The organism is Mycolicibacterium neworleansense, assembly GCF_001245615.1.
Lineage (GTDB): Bacteria > Actinomycetota > Actinomycetes > Mycobacteriales > Mycobacteriaceae > Mycobacterium > Mycobacterium neworleansense.
Map to the genome: position 1 here is coordinate 1,278,534 of NZ_CWKH01000002.1, position 17,986 is coordinate 1,296,519.

Consider the following 17,986-nt stretch of genomic DNA (forward strand, 5'->3'; position numbering starts at 1 on the left):
ATCCTTTCGGACGATTCTCCCCAGGTCAGGCCGCTCATAGAGTGCCCACGTGAGCAGAACAATCATCCGGTCTTCGAAGATCCTGACCTTCGACGATACGAGACCGGCCGCCGAAGCCATCCTGACCGAGGACGGCGTGATCCTCGAGGTCGGCAGCTTCGCCGACCTGGCCGAGTCGGCGGGTCCGGATATTCAGGTCATGGATGCCGGCAGCGCGGTGGTCATGCCGGGGCTGATCGACACCCACCCCCATGTCATGCACTTCGGCGCATTGCGCGGCGGCCTGGTCGAATTGAGCGATGCCCTCGATCACTCCGACATCGTCCAGCGGATCCGCGACCGCGCAGCCGAGACCCCTCCGGGCGAGTGGATCATCTGCACGCCTGTCGGCGAGGCCCACTACTTCATCCGGAGATCGTGGCGCGACCTCGCCGAACGCCGCCTGCCGGATCGTCATGTGCTCGACCGTGCGACCGCCGAGCACCCGGTGCTGATCCAGGCTTGGGCGCCACGGACCCCCAATGTCGTGGCGTTCAACAGTGCGGGCCTGCGCGCCGTCGGGCTGTCGGACTTCATCCCCGATCAGGTGTGCGACGTGGAGATCGACAAAGACGAGTCCGGGCGGCTGACCGGCATCCTGCGGGGGCCGGTCAACAACTACTACACATACGACCCGTTCTGGGGCCAGATCCTGCTCAAGCTGCCACCGCTGAATCCCGACCACGCCGTGCCCGGTGTACTCGACGAGATGGCGAGGTTCTCCGCTCGGGGCGTGACCACCCTGTACGAGGGCCATGCCATGGAGCCGGTCCACCTGCAGATGTATCAGCACCTCCGCAGCGCCGGGCTGCTCACCATGCGCGTTCAAGCGACGTTCGACGTGGAGTCGGTGATCTTCTATCCCTTCGAACCGCTGTCGTTGTCCGAGTTCGACGAACGGTTGAAATCGCTTGCGCCCCAGGCATCCGATACCACCGACGAGCTGTTCCGAATCGCCGGTATGACAATCAGCCCCGGCGGGCCGTGTTTCGCAGGCCATTTCGCGATGCACGAAACGTACGCGGATCCGTTCGGCAGGCCCACGAAGGGAAATCGGTTCGTCTCGCTGAAGAAGGAAGAGTCGTTCGTCCGGTTCTGCGCGAAGAACGGGATCAGGGCGAACATCTGCATCGGGTCCTACCGGGAGCACGATGACTTCCTCGAGATCGCCGAACGTGTCGTCACCGAGCACGACTTCCGCGACCAGGCCTGGATTCTGCAGCACGCCATCACCATCAGCCCCGATCATGTGCGCCGGTACAAGGCCCTCGGTTTTCAGATCACCACCTCCGTCGGATTCGCCTGGGGCAAGGGCGCGATGTACGACGAGCGCATCGGCCGCCACGTCTGGCGAGACATGGTGCCGCTGCGGCGCCTGCTGGACGCGGGTCTCGACGTCTCCGGCGGATCGGATTGGGGCCCCAAGAGCCCGTGGGAGCAGATTGCTCTGGCACAGACGCACGAGATCGCCGGAACCGACCTCCGCAACGACGGGCCTGATCAGGTCATCACGCGCATGGAGTCGCTTGCCATGTGGACCACGAGCGCCGCGAAGATCTTGGGCTGGAACGAGATCGGCTCCATCCGGCCGGGCAACCAGGCAGATCTGATCTTCGTCGACCGGGACCCGGCGACGTGTGGTGTCGAGGAGCTGAAACAGACGCGCGTCCACCGGACCGTGCTCGCGGGCAAGGTCGTCCACGACGACGGTGTGCTCTGATGAAACCAGACGAATACGCGCGCCACGACGCGACCGGCCTCGCTGAACTGATCCGCGACGAGCAGGTCTCGATCGGCGAAGTCCATGATGCGGCCCGCAGCGCGATCGAGGCGGTCAACCCGGTGCTCAACGCCGTGGTGGCCGGGCCGTGGGAGGCCGCGCTCGACTGCGACGGCCAGGGGATGTTCGGCGGGGTTCCGTTCGCGCTCAAGGATTTCGCGATCCACGCCGCCGGAGTGCCGACGCGCTTCGGCACCCGGCTGGCCGGGCCTGGCGTGGCGTTTCCGCACGACACGGAACTGATGACGCGATTCCGCGCGGCCGGGCTGGGCACTCTGGCGCTGACCACCACGCCGGAGTTCGCGTTCAACGGGAACACCGAGCCCGTCGCACACGGGTCTACCCGCAACCCGTGGGATCCAACGCGCAGTGCCGGCGGTTCCAGTGGTGGCTCGGCAGTGCTTGTGGCGGCCCGCGCCCTTCCGATGGCACACGCCACCGATGGCGGCGGATCGATCCGAATTCCGGCTTCCGCCAACGGATTGGTCGGGTTGAAGCCGAGCCGTGGCCGGGTACCTGCCGGGCCGGACACGAGCGAGCCGCTGTCGGGGTTGGGTGCCGAATTCGGATTGACGCGGTCGGTGCGCGACTGTGCGGCGCTACTGGATGCGGTCTGTGGGCCGGCTCCCGGGGACAAGTACATCATCCGCGACCCGCAGCGACCCTACGTCGAGGAGCTCGGCCGGGACCCCGGGCGATTGCGCATCGCGATTCACACCGAGTCCTGGTCCGGCGGGCCGGTCGACGAGGAGGTATCCGAAGCGGTGGCGGCGGCCGGGAACGTGCTGGAAGGGCTGGGCCACCACGTCCGCCCGGATTCACCGGTCTTCGACTGGGATCGGTTCGTCGACGCCAACCTCCCGGTGTGGAGCGTGTCTTTGGCCGAAGGCATCGACGCGCTTGCCGCTGCGCTGGGAACCCCACCCGGCCCCGACAACCTCGAGGCGACGACCCTGGCCTGTGCGGAGTACGGCCGACGCGTCCCGGCCACCGAGCTGGGTGCAGCCCTTGCCGTCCTCAACCAGGTTTCGCGGGCGGTCGGAACGTTTTTCACCGACTACGATCTGCTGCTGACCCCCACGCTGAGCCAGCCGCCTCAACCGCTGGGGGAGCTCGACGCCGACGACGCGTCGCTCTCACCTCGTCAATGGATGCAGAAGCTGCTCGGCGTCTGTTCTTTCACCCCGCTGTTCAATGCCACCGGTGGACCGGCGATCAGCCTGCCGCTGGGGTGGACCCGGTCCGGGCTGCCGATCGGCGTCCAACTTGCCGCGCCCATGTGTGACGAGGGCACCCTGATCGCCGTTGCGGCCCAACTGGAAACGGCGATGCCATGGACCCATCGAGTACCGAAAGTGAACGCCTGTGGACACTGACAACGCCGGGACACCCATAGCCCCGTATCTGGCCGTGGGACTTTCGACCGTGGTCCGCAATATCGAACGGCGGTCGCAGATCCAGGCGAACCTCGACGTCATCGAGGACACCGTCCACGCCGCGGTATCCACGGTTTCGATCAACATGCCGGTCAAGCTGGTAGCCCTCGCCGAGGGCGCGTTGACGGGGTTCGGAGATGAGGCATTCGACATTCCTCACGTGCAGGCCGCGCGGGAGATGTTCATCGACATCCCGGGCCCCGAGACCGAGCGCCTGGGGTCCCTGGCCAGACAGCACGGGATCTACCTCATCGCGCAATGCAAGGCGCGGTGGCCCGAGGTGATGCCGGACCGCTACTTCAACTCGATGATCGTGATCTCCCCGGCCGGTGAAGTCGTCCATCGCGCGACCAAGAATCACGTCTGGTGCCGCGAACGGTCCTGCACGCCGCACGACGTGTACGACCGATGGGTCGAACTGTTCGGCGACGGGCTCGATGCGTTTTATCCCGTGCTGCGCACCCCGGACATCGGTGTCATCGGCACGATCTGCTGCAGCGACGGCGAGTATCCGGAAGCGGTGCGGGCGTTGGCATTCCAAGGTGCCGAGGTGGTGTACCGGCCCAGCGAGGCCGTCCCCATGACGCAGGCCGGCCCCGACGCGGGCGGGACCTGGCTGCTGCAGAACCGCGCCCATGCGCATTTCAACAGCCTCTACATGCTCTGCCCGAACACCGGTCCGGTCTATCCGACGCAGGCCGCCGCGCAGCCCTTCGACATCGCCGGCGGCAATTCGCACATCGTGGACTACAACGGTGCGGTGCTCGGCCACACCGTCTCCGGATACAACTCCGTGGTGGCCGGCGTGATCGACATCGAGGCGCTACGCCAGTTCCGGGTGATGAATCTGAACTCCAACTGGCTCAAAGACCTTCGCACCGAGATCTTTCGCGGAATGTACGACGAGCCGATCCACCCGATGAATCTGTGGCTCGACCGCGAGCCGGTGCCGCACGCCGAGGCCGACGAGATCTACCGGGCGAACATCGCACGCCTGGTCGCCCGCGGGGCGTACGCCGAGCCGGCGCACCGTTTCCCCGGTGCCGGCATTCGGATTCCCTGAACCTCTGGAAAAGTTGCCACGGTGCATACCGGGGGTGCAGGGATGAGGCTGCGACGCCGCGTCGTCGCGGCCACGGTGATCGTGGCGGCGCTGGCACTGCTGGCGCACAACCAGCTGGTGCCGTTCGGCGCGCATTTTTTCGGCTTGACCGGGAACAACTTCGACCTGGACACCTATCGGGCGGCGGTACACGCGTCCTGGGACGGTAGGAGCCTGTACGCCGAACCGGCGCTGCGCGGGGCCTGGTTCGTCTACCCACCGTTCGCGACCTTCGTCCTCGCGCCGCTGGCCTGGCTCGGCTTCGATGTCGCCAAGTACCTTCTGCTGGCCTTGTCGATCGGCCTGCTGGCGCTCATCGCGTGGCGCATCATGCGGTTGGCCGGAGTGCGTACGGGCCTGGGGCTCGTCGTGATGAGCGCCGCGCTCGCGGTGACCGTCATCGACGTCGAACCGGTGCAGGCGACCCTGTGGTGGGGCCAGATCAACGTCCTGTTGATGGCGGTGGTGCTGCTGGATCTGTTGCGGCCCACCCATGCCCGGTGGCGGGGGATCGGCCTGGGGATCGCCGCGGGTATCAAGCTCACCCCGCTCGTGTTCTTGCCGTATCTGTTGCTCACCCGGCAATGGCGGGCTTCGGCCATCGCGGCAGTGACTTTCGTTGCAACCGCGGTGTCCACCTGGCTGTTCCTGCCGCGAGACAGTGCGTGGTTCTGGAGTCACCTCGGCGACACCGCCCACATCAGCTCCATCGATCACCTGGCCAACCAGTCGATCAACGGATTCCTCGCCCGGTTCTTCGCGCCCGACCCGCGGCCGGAGTGGTTGTGGATCGGGCTGAGCCTGCTGGTGGCCGCCGCCGGTTTCGTCGTCGCGGTATGGGCGCACCGACGAGGGGAACGGGCGCTGGCGGTGGTGCTGGTCGGGCTGACGGGTTGCGCGGTATCGCCGTTCAGCTGGGCGGCGCACTGGGTGTGGTTCGCCCCGGCGGTCTTCTGGCTGATCGCGAAAGCGTGCACGACGCAAGGCGTGTGGGCCCGAGGCTGGATGTACCGGGCAGCCGGCCTGTACGCAATGGTGTTCATGTGGACGCTGCATCGTCCGGGGCGCGACCACAGCGCCATGTACTTCAGTGGCGTGTACTGGAACTTCCTGGACCTGCGGCGCTCTTGGGTCGGCCAACTGGCGAGCGGCTGGTATCCGCTGACATTCCTGTGCTTCATGGCCGTGGCGGCGGGCTGGTTGCGGCTGAGCACGATCGCGATGACGCCGGACGACCTCGGCGACTATCCGCCAGAGTTTCTCGATGAGGAGCTGGCGCAGTTTGAGAGATCTCTTAATTAACTGTTGTGTGGTGCATCACAGCGGGGGTACGCGCTACCCGGGCGGTAAAAGTGATCCACATCTCTTTTCGGACCCATTTCACCGCCACATTTGTCCCAGGAGTCCCACTAGAAACATCGGATTATTTTTCGGCGTGGCTCACACTGTTTGCCGAATGTCGGGTATCTAATGACGTGGTGAGAGTGCTGCGGTAACGTGGAACTACGGGTACAGCTACCAGTAAGTCGCAGGAGTGATCACCGTGTACATCAATCCGATCAGTCGGTCACGGATGACTCGTATTGCCTGGTCATTGTTCCGTCATCCGATGAAGAGCCGTGAGTTCCCGGCCAAGAACGAACGCTTGGTCACGGCTGACGAGCTACTTCGTTTCGGGGTCTGACGAGTATCCGTCGAATGCGCAACGCCCTCGAACCAGCGTGACTGCGCTGATCCGAGGGCGTAGCTGTATGTGTCAGTGGGTCAGCTGACCCGACTCCCTGATCGCCTCCGCCAGCGGCTCCAGCACGGCGGGGTCGTAGGGCGGCGGCAGGTAGATGATCGCCAGGTCCAGCCCCTCGGCGCCCAGCGCGGCGGCCTCGTCGACCACCTTCGTGAAGTCGTGATCCGCACCGAGCCGCACGTGCGCCGACAAGGTGATCTCTTTGGGGTCGCGGCCGATGTCGGCGCAGTGCGCGGCCAGCACGTCGCGCTTGCGGGCGAATTCCTCGGGCGGGCCGCCCACGAAGTTCCAGTGGTCGGCGTATTGCGCGGTGATGCGCAGGGTCCGCTTCTCGCCGCTTCCGCCGATACAGAACGGCGGATGTGGCTGCTGCGGGCCTTTCGGCTCGTTGCGAGCGTCTTTGAGTTGGTAGAACTTTCCGTCGAACGTCGTCGTCTCCTGCGTCAGCAGCCCCTTGAGAACCTGGCAGGCTTCCTCGAATCGGTCGAAGCGCTCTTTGATCGAACCCAGTTCGATGCCGTAGGCGCCGGACTCCTCCTCGTTCCAGCCGGCTCCGATGCCCAGTTCCAGGCGTCCGTTGGAGACGATGTCGAGTGCGGAGGCCATGTTCGCCAGCACGGCGGGATGGCGGTAGTGGATGCCGGTGACGAGCACGCCGACGCGCAACCGCTCAGTGGCCTGCGCCAGCGCGGTCAGCGTCGTCCAGCCCTCGAGGCAGGGGCCCGAGGAGTCGGAGAAGATCGGATAGAAGTGGTCGAACGTCCAGCCGGATTCGAAGACGTCGATCGTGTCGGCAGCTTTCCAGATGGCAAGCATGTCGGCCCAGGTCGTGTTCTGCGGGGAAGTCTTGAAGGCGAATCGCACAACACTCCAAACTAGCCACGTAAGCCGATTAATTCCTGCGCGGCGACAGGTCTTCACTTTCATGGTCGAGTTGATGAAAGCCTGTGAGCGCACTGCGAAACTGCTGGATAACGTGCGGGATGAGGATTTCGGCGGGCGTACACCGTGCGAGAAATTGTCGGTCGCCGAATTGGTGGCGCACATCGGCGGGCTGGCGCCAGCCTTCGCCGCGGCGGCCCGCAAGGAATTCGGCCCACTGACCGATACGCCCCCCGATGACAGCGCCTACCGGCTCGATGACGATTGGCGCACCCGATACCCCGATGAGCTTGCCCGCCTCGCCGCGGCCTGGCAGGCACCGGACGCGTGGGACGGGATGACCCGCATCGCCGGTTTCGACCTGCCGGGAGAAGTGGCCGGGACGATCGCGCTGACCGAGGTGGTGATTCACGGCTGGGACCTCGCCCGCGCCACCGGCCAGCCCTATGACGTCGACGATGACGACGTGCAAGCCGTGCTGTCCCATGTCACCGCGGTCGCCGCCGAGGGTCCGGCCGAGGGATTGTTCGGTCCCGCGGTGCCGGTGGCCGGTGACGCATCCCCGTTCGAACGCGCGTTGGCGCTCAGCGGCCGGGACCCACGCGGCTCCTGAACCCCGGAAGCTGCTGATTCCGTATCTTTAGTGCCATTTTGTCGCTGCAATCGGTAGTCTCGGGCAGGGAAATGTACGGAATCCCCCGATTCGACCCGTCTGGGAGTGAACATGAGTGAATACGCAGTCACCGATCCGGCGACCGCCGAGGTGGTCGCCACCTACCCGACCTCGACCGACGCCGAGATCCAGGCTGCGATCGCAGCTGCGGCCAAGACGGGGCGCAGCTGGGCCCGCACCACCACGGTGGCCGAGCGGGCCGCGCTCATCGGTAAGGTCGCCGCCCTCCACGAACAGCGCCGCGAACAGCTCGCCGATGTCATCGTCCGCGAGATGGGCAAGCCGCGCGACCAGGCCCTGGGCGAGGTCGACTTCAGCGCCGCCATCTACCAGTACTACGCGGACAACGCCGAGAAGTTCCTCGCCGACGAGGAGATCACCCTGCTCGAGGGTGAAGGCAACGCGGTGGTCAAGCGAGGCCCGGTCGGGGTGCTGCTCGGCATCATGCCGTGGAACTACCCCTACTACCAGGTCGCCCGGTTCGCCGGACCAAACCTGATCGTGGGCAACACAATTCTGCTCAAGCACGCTCCGCAGTGCCCGGAATCCGCCGAGCTGCTGCAGCTGATCTTCCTCGAAGCCGGACTGCCGCAGGGTGCCTACGTCGACATCCGCGCCACCAATGACCAGGTCGCCGAGATCATCGCCGACCCGCGCGTGGCCGCGGTATCACTGACCGGGTCCGAGCGCGCGGGCGCCGCGGTGGCCGAGATCGCCGGGCGCAACCTCAAGAAGTGCGTGCTGGAACTCGGTGGCTCCGACCCGTTCATCGTGCTGTCGACCGATGACCTCGACGCGACTGTGCAGGCCGCCGTCGACGGCCGGATGGAGAACACCGGGCAGGCCTGTAATGCCGCCAAGCGGTTCATCGTCGCCGAGAACCTCTACGACGACTTCCTGGCCAAGTTCACCGAGAAGCTGCTGGCCGCCGCCGACGGAATCGCCCCGCTGTCTTCGGAATTGGCGGCCGAGCGGCTCGAACAGCAGGTCAAGGCCGCCGTCGACCAGGGCGCCAAGCTGACGTCCGCGGGTGAGCGTCGCGGTGCCTTCTACCCGCCGGCGGTTCTGACCGGCGTCACCGAGGACAACGACGCCTACCGGCAGGAGCTGTTCGGCCCCGTTGCCGTGGTGTACAAGGCCGGCTCGGAGGACGAGGCCGTCGAGATCGCCAACGACACCCCGTTCGGGCTGGGTTCCTACGTCTTCACCACCGACGCCGATCAGGCCGCACGCGTGGCCGATCGCATCGATGCCGGCATGGTGTTCGTCAACGCGGTCGGAGCCGAAGGCGCCGAATTGCCGTTCGGCGGCATCAAGCGGTCCGGATTCGGGCGGGAGCTCGGCAGGTTCGGTATGGACGAGTTCGTGAACAAGAAGCTGATCCGCACCGTCAACTGACGTGCGTGCGCGCATGCTCGATCGCGTCGTCCAGTGAATCGAGCAGGTGGTTCTCGTGTCGCAATGACTCGAACACGCCGACGTTGGAGAGCAACTCGGCGTGTTCGGGTCGAACACCCTTGATGATCACCGTGATGCCGCGGGACTCCAGCTCGGTCGCGATCTCGGCGAGGGTGTGCGCGCCGGTGGCGTCGAGCATGCCCAGTTGCGACATCCGGATGATGACGACGGATGTGTGCGGATGCTCGGCATCCACAATCGCACTCGAAATGCGTTCGGCCGCACCGAAGAACATCGCGCCGTCCAGACGCAGCAGCATGATCTGATCGTCGCCGGGTTGCGGTGGCCCGGGAAGTTCCTCGCGAGTGACGCTGCTGCGCCGTGCCACCGAACGCAACGCGAAGAACGCGGCGACGACAACGCCGATCTCGACTGCCTCGATCAGGTCGAAGCACACGGTGACCGCAGCCGTCAGTGCGAACGTCAACGCGTCGGATCGGGTGGAGCGCAGGATCTTCCACATCGTGGCCGCCGAGATCATCCGGAACGACGTCACCATCAGCACACCGGCCAGCGCGGCCAGGGGAATGGCCGACACCGGGCCGGTGGCCAGGTACACCACACCGAGCAGCACCAGCGAGTGCACGATCGCCGCGACGCGCGTCCTGGCGCCGGACCGGACGTTGACCGCGGTGCGGGCGATCGCACCGGTCGCGGGCATACCGCCGAACATGCCGGAGGCGACCGAGGCCAGGCCCTGACCCACCAGCTCGCGGTCGGGGTCGTACGGTCCGGTCGGTGACATGGTCGCCGCGACGCGCGCCGACAACAGCGATTCGATGGCGGCCAGCGCGGCGATGGCCAGTGCGGCCCCGAGCAGGGTGCGCAAAGCGCCGACGTCGGCCTGCGGCAGCACCGGGGTGGGCAGGTGCGAGGGCAGCTCGCCGATGGCGGCGACGGGGATGTGCAGCAGGACGACCAAGACCGTCACGACGATCACCGCGGTCAGCGACTCGGGAATGGCCCGATGCAGCCGGGGGAGTGCGATCATCAGGATCGCGACAACGGCAACTACCCCAAGGGTTTTCACCGCGGCCGCCCAGTCGGCGTGGGCGATGACGGCGAACGCCGCAGGCAGCGTGCGCGCACCGGCCGGAGCCTGTTGCGCGAAGGCAGCGGGCACCTGCTGCAGGAAGATGATCGCCGCGATGCCCAGGGTGAACCCCTCGATCACCGGCCATGGAATGAACGTCACCGCCCGGCCGAGACCCGTGGCGCCGGCGGCCAGCACCAGCACACCCGCCGCCACCGTCACCAGCGCGATACTGCCGAGCCCGTGCTGGGCGACGATCGGCGCGAGGACCACCGCCATCGCCCCGGTCGGGCCGGACACCTGCACGTGTGATCCGCCGAATACTGCCGCAACCAGGCCGGCCACCACCGCCGTGACCAGTCCCGCGGCGGCCCCGACGCCGGAGGAGATCCCGAACGCCAACGCCAACGGCAGTGCCACCACGCCGACCGTGACCCCCGCGAGGACATCACGGCGCCACGAGCGCGGCAATTCGGAGTAGTCGTCGCGATGGGGCAGCAGCCGGCCGAAAGTGCCGGCGGCGGTTCTGATCACGGATGTTGCCTGACGGATTTATGGATTGAACGATTTCGCAAGTCACTGTACGCCATCGCAAATGCTGGGCACACTGAAGGTATGAGCGGCGTCCTGTACTTCGACGGCAACTGCGGTATGTGCACCCGCAGCGTCAACGCGCTGATGCGACGGCAACGGACCGGAGACCTGCACATCGAGCCGTTTCAGCGGCCCGGCACCGCCGCGTTGCTCGGTGTGACCGGCGATCAACTCACCGAAGCGGCGTGGTGGCGGGACTCGTCGGGTGAGGTGTACCGCGGTGCCGAGGCGATCAACGCTGCTGTGTCCGCCGGGATGGGCAGCCGGATTCCATTGGGGGTGTACCGGATGCCGGGCGTGAAACAGCTGCAGAACGCCGCCTACCGCTGGGTGGCGAGCCATCGGTACCGGTTCCCGGGCACCACGCCGTACTGTGCGGCGCGGCCGGGAGACTGCTGAGCAGTGCCGATGGATCCGGTGACCGCACTGCGCCAGATCGCGTACTACAAGGATCGGGCCCGGGAAGAACCGCGACGGGTGATGGCCTACCGCAATGCCGCCGACGTCGTTGAAGCGCTGACCGATGCCCAGCGGGAACGGCTGGGCGCGACGAACAGCTGGCAGTCATTGCCGGGCGTCGGACCCAAGACCGCAAAGGTGATCGCCCAGGCCTGGGCCGGTCGCGAACCCGATACCCTTGTCGAACTACGTTCGGCCGCCAAGGATCTCGGTGGCGGCGACCTGCGTGCCGCCTTGCGCGGTGACCTGCATGTGCACTCCAACTGGTCGGACGGATCGGCCCCGATCGAAGAGATGATGCTGGCCGCGCGCGATCTGGGCCACGAGTACTGTGCGCTGACCGACCATTCGCCGCGGCTCAAGATCGCCAACGGGCTGTCGCCCGAGCGCCTGCGTGAACAGCTCGACGTGATCGAAGAAGTGCGCGAACTCGTCGCACCGATGCGCATCCTCACCGGCATTGAGGTCGACATCCTCGAAGACGGATCCCTGGACCAGGAACCCGAACTGCTGGAACGTCTCGACGTGGTGGTGGCCAGCGTTCACTCGAAACTGGCCATGGACTCGGCATCCATGACCCGGCGCATGGTCGCAGCGGTGTCGAACCCACACACCGATGTTCTCGGCCATTGCACCGGACGCCTGGTGACCGGCGGGCGCGGCATGCGACCGGAGTCGAAATTCGATGCCGAGAAGGTGTTCACCGCCTGCCTGGATCACGGCACCGCCGTCGAGATCAACTCCCGGCCCGAGCGGCGAGACCCGCCCACCCGGCTGCTGAACCTCGCCCTGGAGATCGGCTGCGTTTTCAGTATCGACACAGATGCTCACGCACCCGGCCAGCTGGACTTCCTCGGCTACGGAGCGCAGCGGGCCCTGGACGCCGAGGTGCCGGTCGAACGGATCGTCAACACCTGGCCGGCCGAGCAGCTACTCGACTGGACCTCCCGCTGACAGCACGGTCTAAGCTCACGCGATGCACGCGGATCTCGGCATCGATACCGTCATCACCCTGCTGGCCGCCGGCCTGATCTTCCTGCTGGCGCTGGTGCTCGGAGTGTGGAAATACCGGCAGATGGCCACCAGTGAGAACCACCTGGCCCACCCGTACGTCGACATCGCCCACCGGGCCGCCCTGCTGTACTCCTTCGCCACGCTGCTGGTCGCGGTGTTCGTCGAACTCAGCGCCTGGCCCACCTGGGTGAACCTCACCGCCGCGATGGTGCTCGTGCTGTTCTTCGTCGTCGCCATCGGCAGCTACATCGAGCACGGCGCCAAGCGCGACACCACCAACCAGTTCGAGCGGCCCACCGGTGCCCTGCACGCCGGGATGGTCGCCCTCATCGTCGGTGAGATCGGCGGATTCGCCGTGCTGCTAGCCGGATTCGTTGCCGCGCAGTTCTTCTAGTAGGGCAGGGTCGGCATCTCCAAGCCGGGATCGCGCCCGACCAGCACGCCGCGGGTCAACATCGCGTTGCCGAACCGCTGCCGCACCTCGTCGATGGCGCCGTCGATGGCCACCGGATCGGGCTCGGATTCGAACGGCAATTCCAGCTGCTGGCTGCCCTCGTGGTCGATGTTGGACACCGCGAACCCGATGAGGGTCAGCCCGCGTTCGGCGATCACCGGAGCGGCGGCCGTCACCAGCGCCCGGGCGGCGGCCAGGATCGCGTCGGTCGAAGCGGTGGCGCGGGGGAGGGTGTGTGACCGCGTCGCCCGGCCGAAATCATCGAAGCGCAAGCGCAATACGACGGTGCGCCCGGTCCGCCCGGCGCCACGCATGCGGCGCGTGATGCGGTCGACGAGGTTGATCACCACGACATCGACCTCCGCAGCCGACATCGTGTTGCCGCGCCGCCCGAGCGCGCGTTGGGCTCCGATCGAACTGCGCCGCACCCCCGTGGTCACCCGGCGCCGATCGATGTTGCGCGACAACGCATACAGCTGACGTGCCATCGCGCCGCCAACCATGGGGCGCAGGGCCGACTCGGGGAGTTCGGCCACATCCGCAACAGTCTCGATCCCATGGGCATGGAGCTTCTCGGCCGTCTTGGCGCCCACTCCCCACAGCCGGCGCACCGGCAGCGGATGCAGGAACGCCAACTCACGATCGGGCGGGACCAGCAGCAGACCGTCCGGTTTGGCGACCTGGCTGGCGACCTTGGCCAGGAACTTCGTGCGCGCGATGCCGACGGTGATGGGCAGGCCCACCTGCTCGCTCACCTGCTCGCGCAGGCGTCGGGCGATCTCCACCGGGGTGCCCGAAACCCGGCCCAGCCCCGACACGTCGAGAAACGCCTCATCCACCGACAGCGGCTCCACCACAGGTGTCGTGTCATGGAAAACCTCGAACACGTGCCGGCTGGCCTCCGAATAGGCCGACATGCGCGGCGGCACCACCAGTGCCTGTGGGCACAGCGCGCGGGCCTGACCGCCGCTCATCGCTGTGCGTACCCCGAATGCCTTGGCCTCGTAACTGGCCGCCAGCACCACACCACCGCCGACGATCACCGGGCGGCCGCGCAGGGCAGGATCGTCACGCTGCTCGACCGATGCGTAGAACGAGTCGAGATCAGCATGCAGGATGGCCGCCTGCACAGCAGCGGTTTGTGCGCCCGACACGAACATATGTTCGCATAGCGGTCAGACGGGCTACAGGGCCTCGCCGTAGATGCTGGTCAGCCAGATGTGGGCGAGGGTGTCGACCACCTTGCCGTACTCGACGGCGGGTTGTTCGGCACTCAGGGCGGCCATCATGGTGCGCTCGTTCATCAGGTTGAGCGAGGTCGCCAGGTCCATGGCGGGAATCGTCTCCGGGGCTGCGCCGCGTTGGCGTTCGGCGGTGATCAGCGCGGCAGTCAGGGCGATCCACTTCTGCATGAGCCCGGACCAGAGTGCGCGGAACTCCGGACTGCTGTTGAGGGCCTCGGTGCCGGCACGCGCCGTCGCCGGATCCGACCCGAACGAGCTGAAGAAGATCTCGATGCCGCGGCGGATTGCCCGCCTGGGTTCGGCCGGCATGTCCTCCAGTGCGCTGTCGAAACCGGTGTCCGCCTGCTTGATCAGCGGATCGAGCAACGACAGCACCACCGCTTCCTTCGAGGGGAAGTAGAAGTAGAACGTCGGCCGGGAGATCCCGGCGCCTTTGGCCAGGTCATCGACCGATATGTCGGCGAATTTCTTCGTCTCCAGCAGCTGCCTGGCGGTCGCGAGGATCGCCGCTTCGCGGTCGTCGCCCGAGGGGCGAGCGGCGCGGCGACCGCGCGGGGCGCGGGTCGTGCTGGAGGTGGCCACAGTGAGTGAGCCTAACACCGAGTTGAATTTTTCAACACACTGTTGACCCATTCAACACCATGTTGATACCGTCGGTCCCATGACCGAACATTTCGATGTTGTGATCGTCGGTGCCGGCATTTCCGGCATCAGCACGGCCTGGCACCTGCAGGACCGCTGCCCGACCAAGAGCTACGTCATCCTCGAGCGCCGGGAGAACATCGGCGGCACCTGGGACCTGTTCAAGTACCCGGGCATCCGCTCCGACTCGGACATGTTCACCCTCGGATTCCGGTTCAAGCCGTGGGAGTCGGCCCGCTCCATCGCCGACGGCAAGTCGATCTGGAACTACATCAACGAGGCCGCCGACGAGAACGGCATCCGCAACCACATCCGCACCGGCCACCGCGTGCTGTCGGTCGACTGGTCGGACGCCGACAACCGCTGGACCGTCGACGTCGAGACGGGTGGGGAAACCAAGCAGATCACCGCGTCATTCCTCTCGGTGTGCAGCGGCTACTACAACTACGACCAGGGCTACTCGCCGGAGTTCCCGGGCGCGGCGGACTTCAAGGGCCAGATCATCCACCCGCAGCACTGGCCGGAGGATCTCGACTACACCGGCAAGAAGGTCGTGGTGATCGGTTCCGGCGCAACGGCCGTCACGCTGATCCCGTCGCTGGTCAGCAGCGGCGTCGGACACGTCACGATGCTGCAGCGTTCACCCACCTACATCGGATCCCTGCCGCTGGTCGACCCGGTGGCCGTGAAGACCAACAAGTACCTGCCCAAGAACCTGGCGCACTTCGTCAACCGGTGGAAGCAGATCGGGTACAGCACCGGTCAGTACCAGGTCGCGCGCCGCTTCCCGTCGGTCTTCAAGCAGTTCCTGCGCAAGATGGGGACCCGCCGTCTGCCCGAGGGCTTCGACTACGACAAGCACTTCAGCCCCAGCTACGCCCCGTGGGACGAGCGAGTCTGCCTGGCGCCCAACGGTGATCTGTTCAAGGCCATCCGCTCGGGCAAGGCCGACGTCGTCACCGACACCATCGAGACCTTCACCGAGACCGGTATCAAGCTCACCTCCGGTGAGGAGCTGTCGGCCGACATCATCGTCACCGCCACCGGGCTGAACATGCAGTTGTTCGGTGGTGCGACCGCCAACCGCAACGGTGAGCCCATCGACCTGACCAAGTGCATGACCTACAAGGGCCTCATGCTCTCGGGTGTGCCCAACATGGCCATCACCTTCGGCTACACCAACGCCTCGTGGACCCTCAAGGCCGACCTGGTGTCCGAGTTCATCTGCCGCCTGCTGAACTACATGGACGCCAACGGTTTCGACCGCGTCGAGGCGCAGCATCCCGGCGACGCCGTCGACGAGCTGCCGTTCATGGACTTCACCCCCGGCTACTTCCGGCGGGCCATGGACAGCCTGCCCAAGTCGGGTTCGGAAGCGCCGTGGAAGCTCAAGCAGAACTACTTCTTCGACATGCGGACGATCCGCTACGGCAAGGTCGACGAAGAGGCCCTGATGTTCACCAAACACCGTGCCGCAGTAACGGTTTAAGCCCGGTCAGAACGAAAAAGCCCCCACCTCGCGGTGGGGGCTTTTTCGCGTCGGCCTCACGGGGCGACGACGACGATGCCGTCCTCGTCGGCATAGGCGATCTCGCCCGGGACGAAGGTCACCCCGCCGAAGCTGACCTCGACGTCACGCTCACCCTCGCCAGTCTTGGTGCCCTTGCGCGGGTTGGTGCCCAGTGCCTTGATCCCGACGTCGATGGTGCGCAGCGCAGCCGCGTCGCGCACCGCGCCGTGCACGATCACCCCGGACCAGCCGTTGTCGGCCGCCAGGCCGGCGATGATGTCGCCGACCAGGGCGGTGTGCAGCGACCCGTTGCCGTCGACCACCAGCACCCCGCCGTTGCCCGGCGTGGACAGGATGGACTTGAGCAGCGCATTGTCCTGAAAGCAGCGCACCGTCGTGATCGGCCCGGCGAACATGACCTTGCCGCCGTAGTTCTGCAACTGCAGATCGCAGCTACGGACGTCGGGGTAGATCTCGTCGACCAGGTCAGCGGTGGCGCGCGGTTGGATACTCACCCGGCGATTATCGCAGCCCGTCAGTCGGCGACGCTTTGCACGATGATGTCGTGCACGAACTGGGCCAGGCCCGGCTCGACATCGTCGTAGTAGCGGGTGAAGCGCTCATCGGCCAGGTACATCTGGGCCAGGCACACGTGCATGTCATCGCTGCAGTCGTAGAACCGTTCGATCCCGGCTCGATGGCGGGCCGCGAGCCGGCCGGCAGGCACCGACCCCGGCTCCACACCCGACCGCTTGGCCGCGGCCAGATCGGCCAGCAGCCGATCACCTTCGGACTTGATCTCGAGCCAGGCCTGTTTGGTCAGCCTGGCCGCGCGTTCCTGCGACTGCCGCCACTCGTCGGTGTCACCCCAGCGTTCCCGGACCTCGTCGGCATGCTCGTCATACACGGCACTGCCGAAGATCTCGGCCTGCTCCTCGGCGGTGAGCTGAATACCCCTGTTGTGGGCGCTCATCAATTCCTCCACTGCCTTGATGGTCTGCTGCAGCTGCTCAGCCTGGTCGCACAGCAGGCTGTGCTGGCGTTGCAGATGGGCGAGCACGTCGGCATCCTCGTCGTCGAGCAGGGACCGGATCTCGTCCAGGGCCAGCCCGACCGAGCGGTACACCAGCACCAGGTGCAGGCGCTCGACATCGGCGTCGGTATAGCCGCGGTAACCCGCCGCGGTACGGACGCTGGGCACCACCAGGCCGATGTGGTCGTAGTGATGCAACGTGCGCACCGAGACACCCGTCAGTGCGGCGACCGCACCAACGGACTCCTGCGATGAATTCGCGTGCATCAGGCCACTATCGACCCTGACGTCGCGTCAGGGTCAAGCCCGGATCAGCTGTTTTCGGAATGACGGCGGCTGAGCAACACCAACAGCACCGCCAGAACGCCCACGGCCACCGCCGCGGCCAGCGGCAACTTGGACGACGAGGTGTCGCTGACCGGAACGGGCACCGGGCCCGATACCGGGTTGGCAGCCGAGGTGACGGTCGACTTTGCTTGTGCAGCAGTCTCTTTGGCGGCCTTGGCGACATCGGGCAACGGAGTGACGGTGGCCGGTGCGGGTTCGGCCGGGGGCGCAGCGGCCGGGGGCGGCGGGGCGGGCTGGGCCTTCTTGGCCGGAGCCTTCTTCGCCGGAGCTTTCTTGGCGGCCTTGGCCGGAGCCTTCTTCGCGGCGGCCTTCTTGGCGGCGGCCTTCTTCGCCGGAGCTTTCTTGGCCGGTGTTGGACCGGGCTTGGGCACCGGGGCCGGAGCGGGCGGAGCAGGATCCGCGCCGGCCGCCGACGCATCGGCCGCAGCCGACTCCGCTGCGGGCTCGGGCTTCTCGGCGGGTTGATCCTGCTGCTCTGGCATCTGGCTGCTCCTTCGCAGTGTCCGGTTTTCCGCGCCAGCGCGGTGGGTGGGGGCCGGCA

General features: G+C 66.4%; 16 protein-coding genes and 1 pseudogene. 10 read left to right on the forward strand and 7 right to left on the reverse strand.

The window, feature by feature from the left end; all coding sequences use genetic code 11:
• Positions 1-49: 49 nt before the first annotated feature.
• The 4 genes and pseudogenes from BN2156_RS21785 (at position 50) to BN2156_RS21800 (ending at position 5,659) form a co-directional block, all read left to right on the forward strand.
• Positions 50-1,759 (forward strand): amidohydrolase, encoded by a 1,710-nt coding sequence (locus BN2156_RS21785; protein ID WP_131725188.1) that lies wholly within the window; start codon positions 50-52, stop codon positions 1,757-1,759.
• On the forward strand, positions 1,759-3,195 hold the full coding sequence (locus BN2156_RS21790; RefSeq protein WP_090516980.1) for an amidase: 1,437 nt from the start codon (positions 1,759-1,761) through the stop codon (positions 3,193-3,195). The genes BN2156_RS21785 and BN2156_RS21790 overlap by 1 nt, the downstream gene beginning before the upstream one ends.
• 49 nt (positions 3,196-3,244) lie before the next feature.
• Positions 3,245-4,081: pseudogene (locus BN2156_RS21795) on the forward strand (nitrilase-related carbon-nitrogen hydrolase); the annotation flags it as partial.
• 258 nt (positions 4,082-4,339) lie between these two features.
• On the forward strand, positions 4,340-5,659 hold the full coding sequence (locus BN2156_RS21800) for a glycosyltransferase 87 family protein (RefSeq protein WP_407661736.1): 1,320 nt from the start codon (positions 4,340-4,342) through the stop codon (positions 5,657-5,659).
• 454 nt (positions 5,660-6,113) lie between these two features.
• Here BN2156_RS21800 and BN2156_RS21810 read toward each other — a convergent pair whose 3' ends face one another.
• Positions 6,114-6,965, reverse strand: a complete 852-nt coding sequence (locus BN2156_RS21810) for an LLM class F420-dependent oxidoreductase (RefSeq protein ID WP_090516983.1) — start codon at positions 6,963-6,965, stop codon at positions 6,114-6,116.
• 61 nt (positions 6,966-7,026) lie between these two features.
• Between BN2156_RS21810 and BN2156_RS21815 the strand changes: the two genes are divergently transcribed.
• Positions 7,027-7,596, forward strand: a complete 570-nt coding sequence (locus BN2156_RS21815; protein WP_090516984.1) for a TIGR03086 family metal-binding protein — start codon at positions 7,027-7,029, stop codon at positions 7,594-7,596.
• A gap of 111 nt (positions 7,597-7,707) precedes the next feature.
• Positions 7,708-9,054, forward strand: coding sequence for an NAD-dependent succinate-semialdehyde dehydrogenase (locus tag BN2156_RS21820; protein WP_090517563.1), 1,347 nt, complete (start codon positions 7,708-7,710; stop codon positions 9,052-9,054).
• Here BN2156_RS21820 and BN2156_RS21825 read toward each other — a convergent pair.
• A complete protein-coding gene (locus BN2156_RS21825; RefSeq protein ID WP_090516985.1) occupies positions 9,047-10,681 on the reverse strand; it encodes a SulP family inorganic anion transporter in 1,635 nt (544 codons plus the stop codon). The genes BN2156_RS21820 and BN2156_RS21825 overlap by 8 nt on opposite strands.
• 81 nt (positions 10,682-10,762) lie before the next feature.
• Between BN2156_RS21825 and BN2156_RS21830 the strand changes: the two genes are divergently transcribed.
• From BN2156_RS21830 to BN2156_RS21840, 3 genes are read left to right on the forward strand one after another with little or no spacing between them, the layout of a single operon-like run.
• Positions 10,763-11,140, forward strand: coding sequence for a thiol-disulfide oxidoreductase DCC family protein (locus tag BN2156_RS21830; protein WP_090516986.1), 378 nt, complete (start codon positions 10,763-10,765; stop codon positions 11,138-11,140).
• Positions 11,141-11,149: 9 nt separating this feature from the next.
• Positions 11,150-12,154, forward strand: coding sequence for a PHP domain-containing protein (locus BN2156_RS21835; RefSeq protein WP_090516987.1), 1,005 nt, complete (start codon positions 11,150-11,152; stop codon positions 12,152-12,154).
• Positions 12,155-12,176: 22 nt separating this feature from the next.
• Positions 12,177-12,608, forward strand: a complete 432-nt coding sequence (locus BN2156_RS21840) for a hypothetical protein (RefSeq protein ID WP_090516988.1) — start codon at positions 12,177-12,179, stop codon at positions 12,606-12,608.
• On the opposite strand, the gene dinB is transcribed toward BN2156_RS21840, so the two are convergent.
• Entirely contained in the window at positions 12,605-13,828 is a 1,224-nt protein-coding gene (dinB, locus tag BN2156_RS21845) for a DNA polymerase IV (protein ID WP_090516989.1), read from the reverse strand. The genes BN2156_RS21840 and dinB overlap by 4 nt on opposite strands.
• A gap of 24 nt (positions 13,829-13,852) precedes the next feature.
• Entirely contained in the window at positions 13,853-14,545 is a 693-nt protein-coding gene (locus BN2156_RS21850; protein WP_456152355.1) for a TetR/AcrR family transcriptional regulator, read from the reverse strand.
• Between the two features lie 28 nt (positions 14,546-14,573).
• Here BN2156_RS21850 and BN2156_RS21855 point away from each other — a divergent pair, with 28 nt between their 5' ends.
• A complete protein-coding gene (locus BN2156_RS21855) occupies positions 14,574-16,043 on the forward strand; it encodes a flavin-containing monooxygenase (RefSeq protein ID WP_090516991.1) in 1,470 nt (489 codons plus the stop codon).
• 56 nt (positions 16,044-16,099) lie between these two features.
• Here the strand turns inward: BN2156_RS21855 and rraA are convergent, their stop codons facing one another.
• From rraA to BN2156_RS21870, 3 genes are read right to left on the reverse strand one after another with little or no spacing between them, the layout of a single operon-like run.
• A complete protein-coding gene (gene rraA / locus BN2156_RS21860) occupies positions 16,100-16,579 on the reverse strand; it encodes a ribonuclease E activity regulator RraA (RefSeq protein WP_090516992.1) in 480 nt (159 codons plus the stop codon).
• Between the two features lie 20 nt (positions 16,580-16,599).
• A complete protein-coding gene (locus BN2156_RS21865) occupies positions 16,600-17,364 on the reverse strand; it encodes a MerR family transcriptional regulator (RefSeq protein ID WP_090516993.1) in 765 nt (254 codons plus the stop codon).
• A 44-nt stretch (positions 17,365-17,408) separates the two neighbouring features.
• Positions 17,409-17,927: a hypothetical protein gene (locus BN2156_RS21870; protein ID WP_090516994.1), complete on the reverse strand. Its 519-nt coding sequence runs from the start codon at positions 17,925-17,927 to the stop codon at positions 17,409-17,411.
• Positions 17,928-17,986 lie beyond the last annotated feature (59 nt).